Raw genomic sequence first — 21,916 nt, 5'->3', positions numbered from 1 at the left:
TTGATAAAATTTTATTTTACATTAGAGTATTTTTCAAACTCTCCACTTTCGTCAATTTCATTACCATAAAGTTTGTGTAATTCATAGTAGTATTTTACAAATTCCTTGCATTCTTCATCAAGTGGTAAAAACACCTCATCTTCTAAAACACAAAACTCATCTAAATAATTTTTAGCATCTTCTTTTAGCATATAATGTCTTGCTAATTTATAGTAATTTTGCATAAACACAGCCTTAAAGGCTTCATAAGCCTCCTCATCAAATTTAATGTTTAATTTCTCATTTGCAAAAGATAACACCCCTGATTTAAACAACAATGATAAATGAATCAAACCTTCTGTATAATAAGGCTTAACCTCCTCTACTCTTTGCCAAGCGATCAATCCTATAGCCCTTTTAATAAGCTCATAAAACACAGGAAGCTTTAAATCATCTTCTTCATGTAAAAAGAAATTCACAAGCCCGCCTGCAGTAGCTTTAAACTCTTCTATATTTTTAAACACACCACTTTCATTCATTTTCTTTTCACTATCATTTGCCACAAAGAAAATATGTCCAAACTCATGACCTATGGTAGAAACTTCATAAATTCTTTTCCATAATTTTTCATTGTAAAATAAAATTTCTCTACCATAATCTAAAAATTCTTTTTCAAATACCATAGAAGAAAGCTTCATAAAAGGTTTGGTTTTAGCATTTTCATAAACATAATTTAAAAAAGCAAAGATCTTTTTGCCTGCTATATTGCTTACATATTCATCATTTGGCACTACTTGAGCAGAAAAAAGCCCCTTAAGCTCTGCTCCATAAAAAATCATAGGCATACAAATATAAAGCTGAGTTTTTTCAAGATTAAAATTTACCTCATCAAACAAAGCTTCATCTTCTTCATCTAAATTTGCATACACCATTGCAAAACTTTCTTTGATTTTATCTTTAAACTCACTCCCATTAAAATCACTCACATCTTCTAAGCGTATATCCCACTCAAGTGCTACTGCATGCGTATAAGAGTCTTCATAGTATTCTAAAGGATGACCAATTTGTAATGGACATTTTACTTCCATCCACGCAAGCTCTGCTTCTTGCCATTTTTTAACCACTTCATTATTATCTTTTTCACAAAATGCAAATTTTAATTTTTCTATATAATCAATATAAGCATTTTTTTCATCATCTAACGCACAATTTCTTAGTTTTTCTAAAAGTTTATCAAATTCATATTCAAGCTTTAAAACTTCATTTTCGAAAGCTTTTGCATAAGGTAAAAATCTCCAAAGTGTTCCTATTTTAACTAAAGCTCCATAGCTTCTTTCACAAATTTCACCATCTTGATTAAGCTGATAAAGCTCATTTTGCTTTAAAAACTCCAAAGCATCGCTTAAATTTGGAAATTGTTCTTTTAAGATTTTATTATTTGTATCTAAAATTTGCTTACTCCAAACAAGCTCAAAAGAATTCATAACTACACCTATATTATGCACACCTTGAATTAAAGCCAAATAAAACTCATCAAGCAAATTTTTACTTTTAATCTCATCGATTAAATCTTGGTGCTCAACTTCATAAAAGGCTCTTACTAAAGAAAAAACTTTATATTTTATTTGAGAAATTTCTTCTTCATTTAAACCTTTTTTCTCAAGTTCTTGGACTAAATTTTCCTCTTTTAAATCCACCAAACGACGCAACATTGCCAAAACATTGCTTTTTTCGTTTTCAAAATTAGCTAGTTCTAAAGCTCTATCTATCAAAGGATGACTTTGATTAGTTTGAAGTATATTATAAAGACTATTGATATTTTGTTTCCTATTTTTCACAATTTTTGCTATTTGCTTAAAATCATTCATTTTTTACCTTTCTTTATTTTTAAAACTTAATTATAATGTTTTTTTTAAAACACAAGGAGAATGTATGAAAGATATGGGAGAACCTAAGCTAAGAGTTATAGCTATGCCAAGCAATACAAACCCCGCTGGTAATATCTTTGGTGGTTGGATCATGTCGCAAATTGATCTAGCCGGAGCTATTGCCGCAAGAGAACTTTCCCCACAAAGAGTTGTCACGGTTGCGGTAGATAAGATCATTTTTAAAGAGCCAATTTTCGTAGGTGATTTAGTCTCATGCTATGCAAAAATCATCAAAGCAGGTAATACTTCTATCACCGTAGAAGTAGAAGTAGTTACTCAAAGAGCTAATGAATATGGCCGTGTGTATTGTATGCATGTAACTTCAGCTGTAGTAACTTATGTGAGCGTAGATAAAGATGGAAATAAATTTCCTATTGATGCTGATTTAAAAAGATTACACGGCTTTTAATATGTTTTATTGTATTTTTAAAAAACTTTTTATATCATCACAAAAAACTTTCTAAGGCTTATATATGCGTGGATATAAAATATTTTCTGGTTCAGCAAATGAGGAATTTGCTAAAAAGATCTCAAAATACCTTTCATTACCTCTAAGCAATGCAGGTGTGAAGCGTTTTAGCGATGGTGAAATTAGCATTCAAATAGATGAAAGCGTACGTGGTAAAGATGTGTTTATCATTCAAAGCACTTGTGCTCCAACAAATGATAATTTAATGGAACTTTTAATCATGACAGATGCTCTGCGCCGCTCAAGTGCAAGCTCTATCACAGCTATCATCCCTTATTTTGGTTATGCTAGACAAGATAGAAAAGCAAGCCCTAGGGTGCCTATTACTGCAAAATTAGTAGCAAATCTTATAGAATCAGCAGGAGTAGATAGAGTAGCTACCATAGATTTACATGCTGGACAAATTCAAGGCTTTTTTGATATACCTGTGGATAATCTTTATGGAAGTATTATTTTTAATGATTATATTAAAAATAAAAACTACAAAAACCCTATCATCGCAAGTCCTGATATAGGTGGTATAGCAAGAGCTAGAAGCGTAGCAAAAGCTTTGGGACTTGATATCGTTATAGTAGATAAAAGACGCGAAAAAGCTAATGAAAGCGAAGTGATGAATGTCATCGGCGATGTAAAAGATAAAGAAGTGATTTTAGTAGATGATATCATCGATACAGCAGGAACCATAGTAAAAGCTGCTGAAGTATTTAAAAGCAAAGGCGCAAAATCAGTTATAGCTTGCTGTACTCACCCTGTGCTTAGTGGCGTAGCTTATGAAAGAATAGCCAAAGATGCATTAGATGAGCTAGTAGTAACTGACACTATACCTTTAAAACAACAAATGGATAAAATCAAAGTCCTAAGCGTAGCGCCTATTTTTGGTGAGGTAATACGCAGAGTTTATCACAATGAAAGCGTGAATTCTTTATTTGTATAAATTCTTTGCAAGGCTATCCTCGCAAAGAATTATTCTATAAAGCTTGGAATGTATTTTAAAACTTCTTTTCTAAGCTCTTCATTTTCTCTTAATAATTTTAAAACCGATTTTGTATAAGTATCTTTTGTTTTGCCTACTTTGCTTAAAAATACACCATCATCAAAAATTCCTTTTTGATTAAATATTTTTAATAATTCATCATAATCTTTACTTTCATACACAGAATTAAATTTATTTTCAATATCTTTATGTAAGTTTTCAAAATCTATGAGTTTCTCTAAAGAACTAATCTTTTCTTGCATTTGCTCAAGTTTTTCTAAATTTATATTTATGGTTTCTAATTTATGCTTTATCTCTTTTTCTAGCTTTCTTAAAATTTGTCTTTGTAAAGTATTTTTAAATTTTGTTTTAAAGATATAATCTTTTACTTCTTCAAATTTTTCTCTTGCGTCTGATTGTTCTAAAATAGCTAAAATAATGCATTCTAATAAAAATAAGTTTTCAACTTCAGCCACTTCTAAAACTTTCACTTTATTTTTATTTGCACTATCTATTTCCTCTTGTGTTCTAAAATCTCTATCTATAATCCCATAAGCATTAAAACCATGCAAGGCATTTTGTTCGTTGAAAGTTTTTGTATAGTTTAAAACATTTTCGCAACTACTACATGGTATGATTTGATATTGTGGATATAGTATGCTATAAATTTTAGTGTCTAAACTTTCACTTTTTCCCTCTACAAATAAAATATCTCTTCTAGCACCTAAAAGTTTTAAAAATAATTCTTGCGGTATATCGTTTTTTTCTATTTTTTCTATTTCCCATTTTTGTCCATTGTAGGATTTAATCCAAAATTTATCCGCTTCTATATGATTTGCAGCAAAATTTAAATCATGAGTTATATATACAAATAAACAATCTTGCCTATGCTTTTCTAAAACACTCCAAAGTCTATTAGTTAAAGATGGATGTAAGTGTAATTCTGGCTCATCGATTAAAATAATTTTTTCTTCGATACACAAAACATACATTATCAAGTATAATACAGCTCTTTCTCCATCACTCATATTTCTTGCTTTATATTTATACTCATTCATAATGCATAAAAATTCATCATTATCACCATCAAGATCAATTTCTCTATGAGGAAAAATTTCTTTCCAAATACTTTTAGTTTTGCATATTATATTATTTTCAGTATTTCCTTTTCTTAGCTCTTGATGTTCTTTTGCCAAAACATAACCTATTAATTTTTCATAATCACTATGAAGCATTGTTGTTGCATTTTCAAATCCATTAAATTTTAATTGCCATATATCAGTATATGGGTTAATATTTCCATAGAATAAATCATTCTTAGCTTCTTTATAACTATATCTCATTATACTATCTGATATAGTCGTGTTTCTTTGAGCTGGAATTCTATATAAATTTCTATATTCATTTTCCATCCAAGCTCCAAGCCTACTTTTGCCTGAGCCATTAGCACCTACGATTATGATAGAATTTGCATTTGTTTTAAATTCTTTTTTGTTTCCATTTTCATCAGGTAAATAATAAATATATTCTTCCATCTTAATTCCTTAATAATGCTATATATTCACTTTGTTTTTCGTTTAAGACTTTAAAAGTGCTTATCATGTAAGAAAATTCATCATCACTTAAACCATAAAGTTCTTTAACTAATAAATCATTTTTTGCTCTTATTATATCATAAGCTTTTTTAGTTTTTGGAATTTCATCATTTTGTATATTAAATTCTTGTTTTAGCTCATCAAAATGATGATTTTGATCATTATAAAGCTGTAAAAGCAAGGCGTTTTTAGCTAGGGTTTTGTAGATTTCATTGTTTTGAATTTCATCATCACTTGGTTGAGGCAGAGGAATTCTTTCTAAGTAAGATTTACTTACATTGATTTGCACCATATTTCTTATGATAAAATCAACCACTAAAGAATTTAACAAAGCCAAAATAAATAAAATTCTTTCATAAGGCATTATATCTATACAAATTTTATCATCTTTTAAAATATATTGTTTTGGAATGCTACTATAAGTACTATCAGCTCCACCACAATTTTTTGGCAATAAAGAAGCTATCAAGGTTCTTTCATTAGTATCACTTGCAATTTTTCTATATCCAAGTCTAAAAAATTCTCTATCATATTTTATAAACTCAGGCTTTAATTCTTTGCCGGTGGCCTTTTTAGCTCTATAAAGTTCTTTGCTTTTTAAACGCTCGTCAAAATGAGCCTTTTTTAAAAAATAAGTAGCTTGGCTAAATTCGGCATTAAATTGATGTATCATTTTACCTTCATATAAAGGTAAAAGTCCTTCCCTAAACTCTTCTATAAACAAATCTTTATCATTTGTCATATCAAGCTCTCTTCTAAAATCTATATAATCAAAAGACAAGGTTTGAAAAGCTTTATAAGATTTTCTTAGAATTTCTAAGGCTTGTTTGTCTTTTAACTCCATTAAGGCTAGGTGAGTTGGGCTTAGCTTTTTGATATCTTTTAAGCTTAGAGTTAAAATTTCATCTTTATTTTTTAGTGAGTTTATATCTGTTTTATAAAACATCGTTTTGATTTTATGAGTGTGATTTGCTTGTGTGTTTTTTATAAGCATAAGAGCAAATTTATACCTTGAATCCACATCAGCAAATATAGCTTGTCTATTTTCAAAACTATAAAAACACTCTAAAGTTTTATTTTCTAAAATTTCTTTTCTTAAAGTCAAGCTTCCATCTTCAAACATCAAAGCACTAGGAAGCACATAAGCTAAATTTCCATCTTGTTTTAAAAGAAAAAGATTTTTTTCTACAAAAAGACGAAATAAATTTCCATCTCCACTGCCTTTATTTAGCGGATAAGCTTTTTTATAATACTCGCTTAAATCATTTATATATGCTTTTTGTTTTTCATAATTTTGCTTTATATAATCTTTCGCTAGCAAATTGTCTTGAATTTCTTTTTTCTTGCTAGCGATTAAGCTTCTATAATCGCTTTTGTATTGTGGAAAGAAATCACTATCGCTGAATTTAGTTTTATCCCAAGGTGGATTACCTATGATGATATCAAAGCCTTTAAAGACTTGATTTTCTATGATTTCAGGAAATTCCAACTCATAATTAAAGAAGTTAAATTCTTTTTGATATTTGCTAATGATAGCTTTTGCTTGTTCATTTTGGCTTAAATTTTGTATATCATCTTGACTTAGGGCTTTTAGAATTTGTAATTCCTCTTTGTTAGCAAAATGAAGTGAGTTGATATAGTCTAGATATAAATTTAACTTATCAAGCTTTGGTGTGATTTCATTTTGATAGATTTGTTTGGATTGTTTGATTTGTTCTTCGTTGGTATCTTGTAGATTATCAAGCTTTTCAAATACTTCTTGTAAAATTTCAAATTCTTGAGTAATGGAATTTGTGAAAATATTTTCTTTATTTTGCTTTATTAAATTTTCAAAATCACTTATACTTGAGCCTACCAAAGCATTGCCGCATTTTACGTGATGTTCTATAAAAGAAAGTGGAGTTCCAAAGATAAAACTATCTATCCAAAGACTAAGCTTAGTAAGCTCTATACTAAATGGGTTTAAATCCACTCCATAAATAATGCGTTTTAGCAAAAGTCGTTTTAAAACATCACTTTCATCTAACTCATAATCTTGCGTGAAATCTTTTATATGATTTGCGATATTTTCTTTTTCTTGTTCGTGGAGTTGTTTTAAATTTGTAAAATGTTCAAAATCTGATAAAACAATATGCGTGATAGCATTTAAAACCCCAACTAAAAAATGCCCACTACCGCAAGCATTGTCTAGAATTTTAAATTTCAAAATGTTTTCATTGTTTAGTTTGTCTTTTAAAGCGCTTTGGATTAAAAAATTAGCTATGGATTGAGGTGTATAAAAGCTTGCACTTGCTTTTCTTGAGTTGCTAGTATTTTTTAGATAAATTTGTCCTTTTTCATAAAAAGTGTATTTCTCTAATTTTTTTGATTTTTCTAAAATTTTAAAATCATAATTATCAAAATAACACTCTATTTCTTTTGATTTTTCTTTATAGCTTACATAGTAAATATCTTCATTTGCTACTTCAAAAAAGTAAGAAAGCAAGCCTTCATAAATCGTGCCTAAATGCTCTATGCTTAAGGTTTTATAGTCTCTTTTAAAAGTTAAATTTTTATCTTTGTAGTATAATAATTTTTCTAAAATTTTCTTTAAGTCTTTATCGTTGAAAATCTTTGGTGTGCTTAAAAGAGTAGTTTTGCTCTCATCAAACAACCCACCATTGAAAACAGGCATGTCAAAATTGCCTTTGCCTTTATTATAAATTTGAAATATCATTTCTAAATCACCAAAGCCAGCACTTGAGCTTTCATCATCACTTAAATTTTGCAATAAAGTTTTTATGCTAATTTTGCTTTTGAAGTATTTATGCTTTTCTAAGATATTTTCGAATTTATCTTCAAAATAAGCAATAAATAAAAGCCTAAATACAAAATATAAAGAATTTTCATAGATTAGCTTTAAATCAGCTTTGGTTTTGTTATAAATCTTAGAACCTATAAATTCAAATAAAGATTCATTGCCATTAGTTCCATAGATGATAGATTTTAGATCATCTTCTATTTTTATTTTTGATTCTTTATTAACTTGTAAAGATTTTTCTATGTGTTTTTCTTCTGTATAACTTGCTGAAGCAAAAATACTATAAAAATACGCAAAAGCTTGGTAATTTTTATCTTTTATGATTTGTTCTAAATTTATCTCATAAAATACCTTGTTTGCACTAAGTGTAGAGTTATCATAAAAACGCCAAAATCTACCATTGGTTAAAAAGCCATAATTTTTCTTAAGATTACTAAGATATCTTAAAATTTGAAAATGGGGATTTTCTTTTACTTTTTTATTATCTATTTGCACATCATAGGCTTTTGACTCCATGATGATAGTAAATTCATTGCTTGATTTTTTTGTTTCTTTGTCTAAATTTTCATAATTTGCTTTTATATTTTCATCACTAAAAAGTAAAAAGTCAGGTTTTTCTAATTTACCTTGTATGATTTTTTCATCTTGTCTTATAAATTTCCACCCTAAAATGTCTAACACTTTTGATATAAATTCATCTTCAAATTGATGTTCGTTATAATTTTGAAAATTTCTTTGAGTAGCGTTGTATAGACAGATTATATTATCTAAGATTGTTTTATATGTGTTTTCATTTTTAGTAAAATTATAAATATTTGGAAAATCCACCTCTAGAGCGTAGTTGGTAAAAAGATTATTATCAAGATATTTTTTAATTTCTTCATAAAAATTCATAGAACAACCTTAGTATTTTTTAAAATGATAACAAAAAGAACTTTTTAAAATGCTAAGAAATACTATCAAGCTTTATAATGAATTTAAATTTAGAATTAATAAAAACCTTACCATCTATCTAAAAAGAAGCCTTCCTTGAAGTCCTATCAATAATAAGAAACCTTTGATGAAATTAAATTATTAAAATACTAAATTCTAATAAATTGATATATGAAAGATTAAATTTGGTGGAGACGAGGGGAATTGAACCCCTGTCCAAAAATAAAACAACCACGGCATCTACATGCTTAGCAAAGGTGAAAATTTCATCTAGCCAAACTCACCTTCCAAAATTTCAAGCTAGACTAAGACTTTAACTTCAATCAAAACTTGTCAAATTTCAATCTACACTATCAAAAATGACCAAATTCTAAGCTAGATAGTATCACTTAAAATTCAGGCTCAACTGAACTTACGCAGCTTTAGCGTAAGCAGGAGCAAATTTAACGTTGTTTGCGTTTAATTTTAATTTGAGCTTTATACGCTTTGCTCAAAGCGACATGCCACCAAGGCCACTCTACTCCTGTCGAAGCCAAGTCGTCCCCGTTATTTAGAAATTTTATCAGGAACATTTGCAATTTGAGGGTTAAATACGCTTAAAAAAGAAGCATTTTTTTCATAATCACTGCAATATCTATCAAGCTGCTCACCCACTAAAAACATCCAATCCACAAATTCATCGCTAGCAGGCCCATCAAATTTAGCTGCTTCTTGCATAATTTCCTCACAGAATGTGCAAAAATTTGCAATCTCATCTAAATTTAATCTTTTAGCAGCCCAAACTACATTGTGGATATTTTGTTCTAAGTCTTTTAAAGCTTCTTTGTATTTTAAGCTATCACTGCTTAGCTTTACTATCAAAGGCTCTAAAACATCGCAAAGACTTCTAAAAAAATACAAAAAACGCTCGATTTCTTCAAGCTCGTAATCTAACTCTAATTGCTCTAAAATTCCCATAAAAACTTCTATAATCTAAGTTTAAATGTTTATTTTAGCAAATTTTAGATAAAATTAAAATTTCTTACAAAATAAAATGGAAAAAATATGGATAGAATCGTAGAGATTGAAAAATTCTCCCCTGATGAAACTTATGAAACAAGTCTTAGACCTTCAAATTTTGATGGCTACATAGGACAAGAAAACATTAAAAAAAATTTAGAAATTTTCATCAAAGCTGCTAAAAAAAGAAATGAATGTCTAGATCATATCCTTTTTAGTGGACCTGCAGGACTTGGTAAGACAACTTTAGCAAACATTATCTCATATGAAATGAATGCAAATATCAAAACTACCGCTGCACCCATGATAGAAAAAAGCGGGGACTTAGCTGCGATTTTAACTAACCTTAGCGAAGGAGATATTTTATTTATCGATGAAATTCATCGCTTAAGCCCTGCCATAGAAGAAGTGCTTTACCCTGCTATGGAAGATTTTCGTCTTGATATTATCATAGGTAGTGGTCCTGCTGCACAAACGATAAAAATCGATTTGCCCAAATTTACTTTAATAGGTGCTACTACAAGAGCAGGTATGCTGAGCAATCCTTTACGTGATCGCTTTGGCATGCAATTTCGCTTGGAGTTTTATAAAAATGAAGAGCTTGCTATCATTTTAGAAAAAGCAGCTCTAAAGCTTAATAAAACTTGTGAAAAAAAAGCTTCTTTGGAAATAGCCAAACGCAGTCGCTCAACTCCAAGAATTGCTTTAAGATTACTTAAGCGTGTAAGAGACTTTGCTGATGTAAATGATGAAGAAATCATTAGCGAAAAAAGAGCTAAAGAAGCGCTTGATTCTTTAGGGGTAAATGAGCTTGGTTTTGACGCGATGGATTTAAGGTATTTAGAGCTTTTAACTGAAGCTAAAAGAAAGCCCATAGGACTTTCTAGTATATCTGCAGCATTGAGCGAGGATGAAAATACCATAGAAGATGTAATAGAGCCATATTTACTAGCAAATGGTTATATAGAAAGAACAGCCAAAGGTCGCATTGCGAGTTTAAAAAGCTTTGATGTTTTAAAATTAAAATACAACAAAGGTTTATTTGATGAAAAGTAGTAATTTTTTCTTGATTAGTTTTATTTTAATCATTTTATTTTGGGTACTTTTTTTATTTAAACCTTTTTTGATGAATATAGCCATAGCAAGTTTAATGGCTGTTTCTACTTCTAATGTTAATGTTAAATTCTTAAGTATTTTTAAAGGTAAAAAAGTCGTTGCTGCGGCAGCTACTACTGCTTTTATGCTAGCTTTATTTTTTATCCCTTTTGTATATGCTATTATAGAGCTAGCAAAGGCTGCAAAAGGTTTTGATATAAGCTATTTTCACAATACCATAGAATATTTTAAAAATTATTCTTTACACCTACCTGAATCCTTAAGCTTTATAGAGCCAAAAATCAAAGAAGCACTAGCAAGTATTGACTTAAATTCTATCTCTAAAAATATTTTAACCTATCTTTCAAGCGCAACTAAATTTGGGACTAAATTTCTAACTGATATGGTGTTAATTTGTGTGTTTTATTTCTTTGCTAATCTTTATGGAGCCCAACTCATTGGCTATATAAAAAGCATAGTACCTATGAAAAAAGAAGAAACTCAAGGCATTTTAAGTGAAGTGAGCAATGTAATGTCTGTTGTGTTTTATTCTATGGTGCTAAATGCCATTTTGCAAGGAGTGCTTTTTGCTATCATTACTAAATTTTATGGTTATGATGCGATTTTAATGGGAATATTATTTTGCTTTAGCTCTTTAATCCCTGTTGTAGGCGGGGCATTAGTTTATGTGCCTGTTTCTTTATATGAATTTGCAAATAATAATCTAAGCGGTGCTTTAGTGATTTTCATTTATAGTGTGGTAATGATATCTTTTATCGCAGATACTTTAGTAAAACCTTATATCATTAAATGGATCAATGAAAAACTTGTTCAAATTCCAACGCAAATTAACGAACTTTTAATTTTCTTTGCGATGATAGCAGGAATTTCAAGTTTTGGATTTTGGGGTATTATCCTTGGACCTGCTATTTTAACTTTCTTTATTTCTACTTTAAAATTATATGTGATTTTAAAAGAAAAGCATTTTGTATAAAGGCGATTATTTTTCAATAATCGCTAAAATTTCTTCTTCGCTTGTAAGTTTTTTATTGTATTTAATCACTAAAAATTTAGAGTTTTTATACACATCTAAAACTCCATTTATACCTTTAATATTATTTAAATCATGCTTTGTTTCTAAAGATAAATAGACATTTTTAAAATCTGCTGGACTTTGTAAAAACAAAAGCAATACAAACCAAATTACAGACAAAGCTATCAAAATAAAAGCAAGAGAAACTAAACTAAAATGGTGTAAAAAATACCCCCCTACAACACCACCTAAAAAGCTTCCAAAATAGCCAAAAGCATTAAACACACCCAAAGCTGCGCCTTTTTCATTTACTTTGGCAAATTTACTCGCACAACTTTGCATAATAGGCTCATGCAAATTAAATCCTATAAAAAATACTACAACACCCACCATAAACACTAAAGCATTATACGAAAAAGCAAATATAATATAAGCGATGATAAAAAATGCCACACCTAAAAGCAATATCTCTTTGCTTAAGCCTCTTTTTTCTCCCAAAGATCCTGATAAACCCATAGCCAAAAACCCAAGCACCATAGAGCTAACATAAACATGCCATAAATTCTCACTTGGGTAATTAAACTCATGCACCAAAACCAAAGGAATACTTAAAAACGCAATACTCATAAGCATTTTTTGCATACAATTAGTAAGATTCATCAAAGCTAAGTTTTTTTCTTTTAAAAGTTTTTTCAATGGAGTTTTAGTATTTTCATGTACTATTGTATGCTCTTTTGGCACAACGCTAAATAAAAGCACGATACAAATTAAACTCAAAATAGCACTTAAATCAAACAAACTTGAAAGTCCAAATTTAGCACTCATTAAAGGAGAAAGCACCAAAGAAGCTGCAAAAGAAAGTCCTATAAATGAACCCATGATAGCCATAGCCTTACCACGATTTTCTTCATTAATAAAATCGCTTATCATAGCAGTAGCTACTGCTCCTATGGCTCCTGCACCTTGTAAAAGCCTTCCAAACATCATCGTATAAATATCATCAGCATATGAACATACCAAAGAACCTATGATAAACACCACAAGTCCTATTAGCATAGTTTTTTTACGCCCTATTTTATCTGAAATAATTCCAAAAGGAACTTGCAATGCCATTTGAGTTAGAGCATACACACCTACCAAAAGCCCTACTAAAAACTCATTGGCTCCTTTTAAATTTAAAGCATATAAACTTAAAACCGGCAAAACTATAAACAATCCAAAAAATCTAGTTCCTACAATAAAAGACAAAGGTAAAACGGTTTTTAACATCTTTTCTCCTTATAAAGGATAATTTTACTATGATTTTGATAAACTTTTTTTAAAGTCAAAACAAAAAGAGTAATTTATGAAGAAAAAATTGAAAATCATTCTAGCAACTTCTAACGCACACAAAGTAGAAGAAATCAAAAAATTTTTAACTACTTATGAAATTTATGCCTTAAATGAAATCATCACCCCTTTTGAAATCATCGAAGATGGCACGAGTTTTAAAGAAAATGCTTTGATAAAATCTAAAGCTATTTTTAATGCTTTAGGCAAAAAACAAGATGAATTTATCACCTTAAGTGATGATAGCGGTATAAGCGTAGAGGCTTTAGACAATGCACCGGGGATTTTTTCTGCAAGATACTCTCAAGAAGGCACTGATGAGGCCAATAGAAACAAACTCATCCAAGCCTTACATGAAAAAAATCTACATCAAAGCAAAGCTTTTTACACTGCAGCCATAGCTATAAGCTCAAAATATGGACATTTTAGTACGCATGGATATATGCATGGCCTTGCTATTGATACTCCAAGGGGTAATAATGGCTTTGGATATGATCCTTTATTTATCCCAAAAGGTTTTGATAAAACCTTAGGTGAATTAGATGAGCAAGTAAAATTAAAAATTTCACACCGCTCACAAGCACTAATGTTTGCTACTTACATCTTAAGAGCATTAGAAAAAATGGAGTATTAATGAAACAATTTATAAAATATATGCTTATTGCTTTTGGGCTTTATGTGATTTGGATGTTGCTTTATTATAATTTTGCTTAAGATAATGATAGCTTAAAATAAAACTTGGTAATAAAAAAAGCGAACCAAATAAAAGCAAACTCATAGCCAAAACCGTAAGCAAACCAAAATAAATCGTCGGGATAAAATTACTACTAATCATTACCAAAAAGCCTAGAATAATCGTAACACTAGTATAATAAATCGCACTTCCTATACCCATATGCGAAGCTTTTATAGCCTCTTCTAAGCTTTTATGTTTTAATTCTTCTTTAAAACGATGAATATAATGAATCATATCATCAACCCCTATTCCTATACAAATAGCAGCTATGGTAATACTCATAATATCAAGTGGTATATTGAAAACACCCATTAAGCCAAATACTAAAGCCAAAGGTATGAGATTGGCCAAAATCGCTACAAAAGCATAAACAAAACTTCTAAAAATCACCACAAATAAAGCAAAAATCACAAGCACCACAAAGGCTAAAGTGTCAAACTGTGATGAAAAAAGACTTTGAAGCATATTATTATACAAAGGCATAATACCACTGATTTTAACCTCTACATTATCTTTTTGTAAAAGTTCTTTTAAGTCTTTTTCAAGCTGTTTTAAAAAAGCATCACGTCTTAAATTTGGATCACTATCTAGCATACGCACGCTAAATCGCAACTCATTATTTTCCACACTTACAAAAGGGGTTAAAACTTGCTTTTTAAAATTCTTATCTAAATTTTCATATAAAAACGCTAAAGCAAAATCATCTAAAGCCTTACCATCATTAATGCTTTTTCCAAGCTCTAGCAAACTTTGCAAGCTAAGCACAGAGCCTACATATTTTTGCTTACTTAAAAACTCATGAACCTTAGCAGCTATTCTTGTTTTTTCACTACTAAAAAAATATCTATCATCTTTAGCTAAATCATCGAATTCTTGCTCAAACTCATCTAAACTTTCATTTTGTTTTGGACCTTGCTTAAACTTGATAATCACATCTAAAGGCATAGTTCCGCCTAGTTCTTTATCTATAATCAACAAACCTTGTTTAATCCTAGAACTATCTTTAAAATAACTCACAAAGCTATTTTCTACTTTAATTTGTAAAATTCCATACAAAGCAAAAACTACACAAAATAAACTTATGCCATAGATAATTTTTCTATGTTTTAAACTTACATTTGCACAAAAACTTAAAAATTTCAACGAATTTTGATTAAGCTCTTTAAAATTTAAACGCGGCATTAGTACCAAAATACTTGCAAAATAAATATAAGCTAAAATCAAACTCACGCTAATACCAAGACTCATCATAATACCAAGTTTAATAATAGGCTCAATATCTGAAAAAACAAAACTTAAAAACCCAACAACTGTGGTTAAAATAGCATAAAAACTAGGACTTGCTTTATCAAGTAAGGTTGAGAGCAAAAGCTTATAAACACTAGCTTTTGGGTGTTTGTGTAAATTTTCTATAAAATGTACGATCAAATGTATCACAACAGAAACAGTGATAATAAGCACCAAAGCTACATAGTTTGAAGACACTACGGTAATATCAAAGCCCAAAAGTGCGAAAATCCCACTTGAAGTAAAAAGCGAAATCACACAAATTCCCAAAGCCAAAAACACCAAACGCAAAGAGCTAAAAAACCACCAAAGTGCTATAAATAAAAGCCCTATTAAACTAAGTCCATAAATTTTTAAATCACTTTTTACATAATTAATCATATCATTAGCGATCATTTCTACACCACCAAGGTGTAAAAAGTCTCCATTTTGACTATATTTAGATACTATTTTAGTAATTTCTTCTAATCTTTTTGCACTAAATTCTCTTGAATTTTCTTGATGTTTTTTAATCAAGGCTCTAAAATGCTCTTTTTCATTTTCACTTTTTGCATTATCCCTTGAATTAATCAAGTCATTATAAACAAGATCAGGTGCTAGATAAATCAAAACTCCCGTTGTTTTTCCATCTTTTGAGATGATATTATTTTTATAAAAGGGTTGGTTTAAAATTTCTTTTTTAGCTAGATTAATATCCACATCTTGACTAAAAATATTAGGTATATTTTGGATAAGTTCTTTTAATTCTTTACCTTTAGAACTTGCAAGTAAAGGTGCATTAGTGATAGAAAATACCTTTTGCACACCATTGATTTTTTCTAAATCAAGAGTTAAATTTTTTATAGTTTCTAAATTTTCTTTAGCGAAAATATCTTTATCTTTAGGAGCAAAAGCAAGCATTAAAAAATTATCATTGCCATAACGTGCTGAAACTTCTCTATATAGTTTCAAACCCTCATCATGCTCTAAAAGCAAGCTTTCAGCACTTGCATCAACACTTAAATTTTTAGCAAAAAAACTAAAAAATATACAAAAGATTAAAGTAATCCCCAAAGTTAGCTTTGGGAAATTAAGAAAGATTTTTAAAATTTTACTTAGCATTATTTAGAAAAATCAACACTAGAAAGCTTTTCAAGCAAGGTTTTAAAATCGCCATTTTGCAAGACATCTTTAAATTGTGAGCGATAAGTTTGTATGATACTTATGCCAAAAATATCTACATCATAAATTTGCCAATCATTATTTTTATCATAAAATTTAAAAATTACAAAATTTTCTTTGCCATCTACTATCATAGAAGTTTTCAAAAAAGCTCTTTTGTTTTTTTCTTCTAAATTAATCACTTTTAATTTTTGAGAATCATACAAAGCAAGCTTATCTGTGAAACTTTTTTTAAGATTTTTTTCAAAGGCTTTGTTAAATTCATTTTTTTCATTTTCACTTAATTTTTCATATCTTGTAGAAAGACTAAGTTTGGCCATAAGCTCATAATCAAAAACACCATCAAATAAAACAAAGATTCTTTCCGCTGCTTTAGCTTTATCGTTTTTATTTTGATCTAATATCTTTAAGCTCTCATCAATTTTTTCTTGCATAGTTTTAGAAATATCTTGCAAATTTAAAGCAAAAGCAAATACTACACTAAAAAATAATACTATGATTTTTTTCATTTTATCTCCTTATTTGATGAGTTCTTGGCGTCTTTGTTCATACGCATCGCGTATAAAAGTATAATAATCTACACTATTTTGGTAAATATCATCTATTTTTTCATACTCAAAACTTAATTCATTGAGTTTTAATGCAGCATTTACACCCACTCCAACCCAAAAATTCTCAATATACCCCTCAGGCACCATAAACCAATTTACAGGCAAAGCTAGAGCATCTCTTACATTATAAGGACCTAAAAGTGGAAGCACCAAGTGTGGTCCACTACCTACTCCCCATTTACCCAAAGTCGTTCCAAAATCAGCCTCATAACTTTTTAAAGGAGTTTTACTTGCACTATCTAACAAACCAAATCCAAAAATCACATTCACACAAAATCTTCCAAATTCCTCACCGGCTTTTCTAAATTCTAAACTTAAAAGGTGATTGATAAATCTAAAAGGCGATCTTGTGGTATCAAAAGCATTTTTTACTCCTGTTCTTATAAAACTTGGAGTAACACTTTTGTAAGAAAGTGCAACCGGTCTTAAAAAATAAGTATAAAGATCATAATTAAACTTACTCATAGCTTTATTATAGCTATAAAAGCTATCTTTGACTTCTTTTTTTTGATATTCTTGTTCAAAATCTTCAAAGTCATTTGCTAAAATCAAAGTGTTAAAAAATAAACACAAGGTTAGTATGTATTTTAACAAGCTTTTTCCTTTTAAAATTTCATAAATTAAAATCTTAAATTATACAAAAATTAAAATAAATTTTTACATTAAAATGCTTTTAAAATATTCTTTAAAAAAATTAAAATTTTTTATTTGCTTATGAAATAAGTCTTAGAAAATATGCAAAAAATACAAATTTATTTTTGCTTTTAAAAATAAGCTATAATTTTTTCAAAATTTACTACCAAAAGGATAAAAAATGAAAAAAATTTTCACCCTACTTTTTTTATGTATTTTCAGCTATGGCGCTGATGTAAATATCGCTGCAGCTGCAAATGTAGCTTATGCTTTTAAAGCCTTGCAAAAAGAATTTCAAAAAGAAAACCCTGATATTAGTATCAATGTGAGCTTAGGCGCTAGTGGAAATTTAGTCTCACAAATTAAAAATGGTGCGCCATTTGATATATTTATGGCTGCAAATATGAAATTTGCACAAAGCTTGTATGATGATAATTTTGCTAGCACAAAACCTGTTATTTATGCTCAAGGAGCTTTAGCTTTACTCAGTGTTAGAATGGATTTAAGCAAAGGATTAGACACGCTTAAAGAAGAAAAAGTAAAAATCATCACCATAGCCAATCCCAAAGCTGCTCCTTATGGTCAAGCTAGCATAGAAACTTTACAAAATGCTAAAATTTATGAGCAAACAAAAGCTAAAATCATCGAGGCAAAATCTATAGGAGAAGCACTTGCTCAAACACTAAAAGCAGCCGATGTGGGTTTTATAGCAGCAAGTGCTTTATATGAAGATACGCTAAAATCTTATAAACTCCAAGAAGGAAAAAATTATATTTTAATCGATCCAAAGCTTTATGAACCAATCAATCAAGGCATTGTTATCACTTCTTATGGTAAAGATAATGCTAAAGCTAAGAAATTTTATGATTTTATTTTAAGCAAAAAGGCTAAGGAAATTTTCAAAGCTTATGGCTATAATATCCCATGATTAAAGCTAAAATAAATACTATAAAAAATCATGAAAATATAAACTGGGTAGAATTTCTTATAAATAAACATAAATTATATATGCTTGCTTTAGAACTTGATGAAAAAGCAAGCATTGATCAAGAAGTTTTACTTGCTTTTAAAAGTAGCGAGTGCTTGCTTAGTAAAAAAAATTTAGAAAACTCATTTTTAAATACCTTTTATGCAAAAATCATTGATATTTTTCAAGGACAAATCATCACTATCATAAAATTAAAAAATGAAATTTGCACTTTCGAAGCTCAAATTAGCACCCATGAGTTTTTAGAACAAAATTATCAAAAAAATGATTTTGTATTTGCTTATGTACATCCTAGTGCTTTATTTATCAAAGAGTATTTATGCTAAAACTTGACTTTGAAAAAATCTTTAAAAATAAAGAAAAAGAATTTAAACTTAATGTTAAATTTGAAGTTAAAGAAGGGGATTTTTGTGCTATTTTTGGAAAAAGCGGTAGTGGTAAAACTACGCTTTTGAGAATTTTAGCGGGTTTTGAAAAAGCGCAAGGAATTTGCACTTTTAACGATACTATATTTTTTGATGATAAAAACTTTCTAAGCCCACAAAAAAGAAAACTTGGTTTTGTTTTTCAAGATTATGCTTTATTTGAAAATATGAATGTAGAGCAAAACTTACTTTTTGCCAAAAAAGATCTAAAATTTGCTAATGAACTTTTAGAACTTTTAGATTTAAGCAAACACAAAAAAAGTCATATTTTAGAACTAAGCGGGGGACAAAAACAACGCGTAGCTTTAGCAAGAGCTATTATGCAAAAACCCAAACTTTTACTTTTAGATGAGCCATTTAGCGCCTTAGATAATGAGATAAAACTACACTTACATGATTATCTTTTAAATATACATAAAACTTATAAAATCACTACTATTTTAATCAGCCATGATGTAAGTGAAGTTTATAAACTAGCTAATAAAGTCATTGTTTTAGAAAATGGAGCCATCATCAAAGAAGGCTCGCCTAGTGAAGTTTTTTTAAAGACACAAGGCTCGCAAAAATTTGCCATAAAAGCACGTATTTTAAAACTACAAAAGCAAGATAGCATATTTATAGCCATACTTGCCATAGGTAATCAAATCAGTCAAGTAGCACTAAGCCCCTTAGAAGCTAAAGATTTTAAAGAAAATGATGAGGTGCTTTTAAGTCAAAAAGCTTTTGCACTAAATTTAACTAAGATATAAAAAACAATGCTAAAATAAGATAAATTATTGCAAGGTTACAAATGACTTATGGGTTTTTTATTTTAAAATTTTATACAAGCTTATGGACAAAATGGAAGATAAAAACTGCATATGGTTATTTTTTCTACGCCATAGCCCCGCCTTTTATCCTTTTGTAATTTCATTTTAAATTAATTTAAAAGGATATAAAATGCATTGGTTAGTATTAGCAATTAGTATAGTTTTTGAAGTGATTGCAACAAGCTCGATGAAGTATGCAAGCATAAGTAAAAATAATCTTTATTTAATCGTTTTTGCGGTGTTTTTTTCATTTTCTTTAGCAGGTTTATTTTATGCTTTGAAAAAAATTGATTTAAGCATAGCTTATGCAACTTGGGCAGGTTGTGGTTTGGCACTTGTTAGCGTGGTGGGATTTTTAATCTTTAAAGAAGCAATAACCATTAATAAAATCATTTTTATTATTTTAATCATCACTGGAGTGGTGGGATTAAAACTTAGTGCTTAAGCCTTTTGGCTTAAAGCACATTCATACTTTGTATCATTACTTTTGCTTTACATTCAGCACAGCAATATAGTGTTTTTATCTTAGCTTCATCACCCATAAATCTTGGCTTCATAATGCTAGCGATTTTCTCAATAGCCTTTTTAGTAGCAAATTCTTTCCCACATTCTACACAGGCAAAAAGTTCATCTTGAGCTAAAACCATAAAAGAAAAATACTCTTTTTCTAGATCTATCCCGCTTCTTTGAAGCATTAAAGTATCTTTTTCAGCACAACTTGCCTCACAATATCCACAGGTAGTACATAAGCTTGCATTAAATTTCAAAGAATTATCCTTAGTATCAGCTACCAAAGCTCCTACATTACAAGCTCCCACACAAGAAAGACATAAGGTACAGGTATCTGTATTGATAGTGATTTTTCCATAGCGTATCCATTCTTTGCTTGGGATATTGCCTAAATTTTCTTCCTTTATAAGCTCTCTTAATCTTATAGCAAAATCTTCTCTTTTTAAAAGCGCAGGATTATAAGAAATAAATTTGAGATTTTCTATAAAATGTGCTTGATTTATAGCCTCCAAAAGTTCTTTTTCATCTTTAGCTAGAAAAATTGCATTTTGTTTAAATTTTCTTTGAAAAATTTCATTCATCAAAGCTATCACTTCTAAAGCACCTTGCGATAAGCCATCGCTATAAAAAACCACACTCGCACCACTTGTTTGAAGCATAGCTAAAAAATGTGCTTGATCAAGATAGTTTTCACCTTTAATCATAAAAGGCATTACATCTTCTTTTAAAGTGATATTTAAATTTTCTATAGACATTTTTTCAGGGATGATTAAAATGATTTTATCTTCATAAAATTTTAAAATTTCATAAAAGCTATTGCGTGGCATAGGTGCATAATCAAGCGCCCCGCTAGGACAAATTCCTACACAATCACCACAGCTTAAACAATCCACATGAGAAAATTCTAATTTTCTTTGCTCATCATCTTTTAAAATAGCCACACTAGGACAAATTTCAGCACATTTTCCACAATGAACACTTCTTCTTTCATGGTATTGACAGATGCTATCATCATAACTAATATAATTTCTAAATTTATATTTTGGAGAATTAGAATTTAAAAGCTTTATAAGTTCTTCTTGACTTAAAGTAGTTAAATCATAGCAACCACTTTGTTGATCAAAACTTTCTTTTTTTACATCATATAAGAAAAAATCACAATCAATCTCTACTTGCTCATTATCTTTTAAAGCTATCACACAAAGCTCGCCCACGCAACCTAAAACACCCAAACATTGCTCATTACTTAGTTTTAAAACCTTGTATTCTTGTTTTTTTAAGCTTTCAATAAGCTCATTTTGATCCTCATTGCTTACAATAATTACATTTTTACCCACTTCTTTGGTGTATTCTAAATCAAGTCCTAAATCATAAACTTTAGATCTAATCTTATATAAAGACTCAATAGTTTTGGCTTTTTTAAGCACATCATCTTGTGAGTTTTTAAGGTAAAAATTAATCTCAGGTGCATAAACTTCAGGATTTAAAAGCTTTGAATTTCCTATAAAAACTTCTTCATTACAGGCTTTTTGAACTATACTAATATCATCACTTAAAGGAATTAAATCTTCATTTTCTAAAAATACAAAATCTTTCATAACGCTCTCTTTTAAATTTTTTAAT

The 21,916-nt window shown here is 29.3% G+C and carries 18 protein-coding genes and 1 other RNA gene; 9 read left to right on the top strand and 10 right to left on the bottom strand.

Annotated elements, in window-relative coordinates; translation table 11 throughout:
• Positions 1-11: 11 nt before the first annotated feature.
• On the bottom strand, positions 12-1,847 hold the full coding sequence (gene ciaB, locus CAMP5082_RS05905; protein ID WP_337206186.1) for an invasion protein CiaB: 1,836 nt from the start codon (positions 1,845-1,847) through the stop codon (positions 12-14).
• A 64-nt stretch (positions 1,848-1,911) separates the two neighbouring features.
• Here ciaB and CAMP5082_RS05900 point away from each other — a divergent pair, with 64 nt between their 5' ends.
• Positions 1,912-2,316: an acyl-CoA thioesterase gene (locus CAMP5082_RS05900; RefSeq protein WP_039619080.1), complete on the top strand. Its 405-nt coding sequence runs from the start codon at positions 1,912-1,914 to the stop codon at positions 2,314-2,316.
• Between the two features lie 64 nt (positions 2,317-2,380).
• Positions 2,381-3,310 (top strand): ribose-phosphate pyrophosphokinase, encoded by a 930-nt coding sequence (locus CAMP5082_RS05895; RefSeq protein ID WP_039619082.1) that lies wholly within the window; start codon positions 2,381-2,383, stop codon positions 3,308-3,310.
• Positions 3,311-3,339: 29 nt separating this feature from the next.
• Here CAMP5082_RS05895 and CAMP5082_RS05890 read toward each other — a convergent pair whose 3' ends face one another.
• The 4 genes from CAMP5082_RS05890 to CAMP5082_RS05875 all read right to left on the bottom strand — a co-directional run bounded on the left by CAMP5082_RS05890 (position 3,340) and on the right by CAMP5082_RS05875 (position 9,634).
• Positions 3,340-4,884: a DUF4435 domain-containing protein gene (locus CAMP5082_RS05890; protein WP_337206185.1), complete on the bottom strand. Its 1,545-nt coding sequence runs from the start codon at positions 4,882-4,884 to the stop codon at positions 3,340-3,342.
• Between the two features lies 1 nt (position 4,885).
• Complete coding sequence (locus CAMP5082_RS05885; protein ID WP_337206184.1) at positions 4,886-8,638, bottom strand: class I SAM-dependent DNA methyltransferase; 3,753 nt, start codon at positions 8,636-8,638, stop codon at positions 4,886-4,888.
• Between the two features lie 225 nt (positions 8,639-8,863).
• Positions 8,864-9,222, bottom strand: a transfer-messenger RNA (tmRNA) gene (ssrA, locus tag CAMP5082_RS05880).
• 1 nt (position 9,223) lies between these two features.
• A complete protein-coding gene (locus tag CAMP5082_RS05875) occupies positions 9,224-9,634 on the bottom strand; it encodes a histidine phosphotransferase (RefSeq protein ID WP_257399298.1) in 411 nt (136 codons plus the stop codon).
• A gap of 87 nt (positions 9,635-9,721) precedes the next feature.
• On the opposite strand from CAMP5082_RS05875, the gene ruvB reads away from it, so the two are divergent.
• Positions 9,722-10,732 (top strand): Holliday junction branch migration DNA helicase RuvB, encoded by a 1,011-nt coding sequence (ruvB, locus tag CAMP5082_RS05870; protein ID WP_337206183.1) that lies wholly within the window; start codon positions 9,722-9,724, stop codon positions 10,730-10,732.
• Positions 10,722-11,765, top strand: coding sequence for an AI-2E family transporter (locus CAMP5082_RS05865; RefSeq protein WP_337206182.1), 1,044 nt, complete (start codon positions 10,722-10,724; stop codon positions 11,763-11,765). Before ruvB ends, CAMP5082_RS05865 begins: the two co-directional genes overlap by 11 nt.
• Positions 11,766-11,771: 6 nt before the next feature.
• On the opposite strand, the gene CAMP5082_RS05860 is transcribed toward CAMP5082_RS05865, so the two are convergent.
• Positions 11,772-13,073 carry an MFS transporter gene (locus CAMP5082_RS05860; RefSeq protein WP_337206181.1) on the bottom strand — a complete coding sequence of 434 codons (1,302 nt, stop codon included), beginning with the start codon at positions 13,071-13,073 and terminating at the stop codon, positions 11,772-11,774.
• An 88-nt stretch (positions 13,074-13,161) separates the two neighbouring features.
• Between CAMP5082_RS05860 and rdgB the strand changes: the two genes are divergently transcribed.
• Positions 13,162-13,767 (top strand): RdgB/HAM1 family non-canonical purine NTP pyrophosphatase, encoded by a 606-nt coding sequence (gene rdgB, locus CAMP5082_RS05855; protein ID WP_263702274.1) that lies wholly within the window; start codon positions 13,162-13,164, stop codon positions 13,765-13,767.
• 24 nt (positions 13,768-13,791) lie between these two features.
• On the opposite strand, the gene CAMP5082_RS05850 is transcribed toward rdgB, so the two are convergent.
• The 3 genes from CAMP5082_RS05850 to CAMP5082_RS05840 are packed head-to-tail and all read right to left on the bottom strand — an operon-like array spanning position 13,792 to position 17,522.
• Positions 13,792-16,257 carry an efflux RND transporter permease subunit gene (locus tag CAMP5082_RS05850; RefSeq protein ID WP_337206180.1) on the bottom strand — a complete coding sequence of 822 codons (2,466 nt, stop codon included), beginning with the start codon at positions 16,255-16,257 and terminating at the stop codon, positions 13,792-13,794.
• Complete coding sequence (locus tag CAMP5082_RS05845; RefSeq protein WP_337206179.1) at positions 16,257-16,826, bottom strand: Tgt2/MlaC family protein; 570 nt, start codon at positions 16,824-16,826, stop codon at positions 16,257-16,259. Before CAMP5082_RS05845 ends, CAMP5082_RS05850 begins: the two co-directional genes overlap by 1 nt.
• A 9-nt stretch (positions 16,827-16,835) precedes the next feature.
• Positions 16,836-17,522, bottom strand: a complete 687-nt coding sequence (locus tag CAMP5082_RS05840) for an MlaA family lipoprotein (protein ID WP_337206178.1) — start codon at positions 17,520-17,522, stop codon at positions 16,836-16,838.
• Positions 17,523-17,742: 220 nt separating this feature from the next.
• Here CAMP5082_RS05840 and modA point away from each other — a divergent pair, with 220 nt between their 5' ends.
• The 4 genes from modA (at position 17,743) to CAMP5082_RS05820 (ending at position 20,228) form a co-directional block, all read left to right on the top strand.
• A complete protein-coding gene (gene modA / locus CAMP5082_RS05835; RefSeq protein ID WP_337206177.1) occupies positions 17,743-18,489 on the top strand; it encodes a molybdate ABC transporter substrate-binding protein in 747 nt (248 codons plus the stop codon).
• Positions 18,486-18,875, top strand: coding sequence for a hypothetical protein (locus CAMP5082_RS05830; RefSeq protein WP_337206176.1), 390 nt, complete (start codon positions 18,486-18,488; stop codon positions 18,873-18,875). Before modA ends, CAMP5082_RS05830 begins: the two co-directional genes overlap by 4 nt.
• Positions 18,869-19,723 carry an ABC transporter ATP-binding protein gene (locus CAMP5082_RS05825; protein WP_337206175.1) on the top strand — a complete coding sequence of 285 codons (855 nt, stop codon included), beginning with the start codon at positions 18,869-18,871 and terminating at the stop codon, positions 19,721-19,723. The genes CAMP5082_RS05830 and CAMP5082_RS05825 overlap by 7 nt, the downstream gene beginning before the upstream one ends.
• Positions 19,724-19,913: 190 nt before the next feature.
• Positions 19,914-20,228 carry a DMT family transporter gene (locus CAMP5082_RS05820; protein ID WP_263663411.1) on the top strand — a complete coding sequence of 105 codons (315 nt, stop codon included), beginning with the start codon at positions 19,914-19,916 and terminating at the stop codon, positions 20,226-20,228.
• A 10-nt stretch (positions 20,229-20,238) separates the two neighbouring features.
• Here the strand turns inward: CAMP5082_RS05820 and CAMP5082_RS05815 are convergent, their stop codons facing one another.
• Positions 20,239-21,891, bottom strand: coding sequence for a 4Fe-4S dicluster domain-containing protein (locus CAMP5082_RS05815; RefSeq protein ID WP_337206174.1), 1,653 nt, complete (start codon positions 21,889-21,891; stop codon positions 20,239-20,241).
• Positions 21,892-21,916: the final 25 nt, after the last annotated feature.

Origin of the sequence: Campylobacter sp. LMG 17559 (genome assembly GCF_024723605.1) — a bacterium.
Taxonomy (GTDB): domain Bacteria; phylum Campylobacterota; class Campylobacteria; order Campylobacterales; family Campylobacteraceae; genus Campylobacter_D.
The sequence above is the reverse complement of the archived record's forward strand: the minus strand, read 5'-3'. Positions and strand labels throughout refer to the sequence as shown.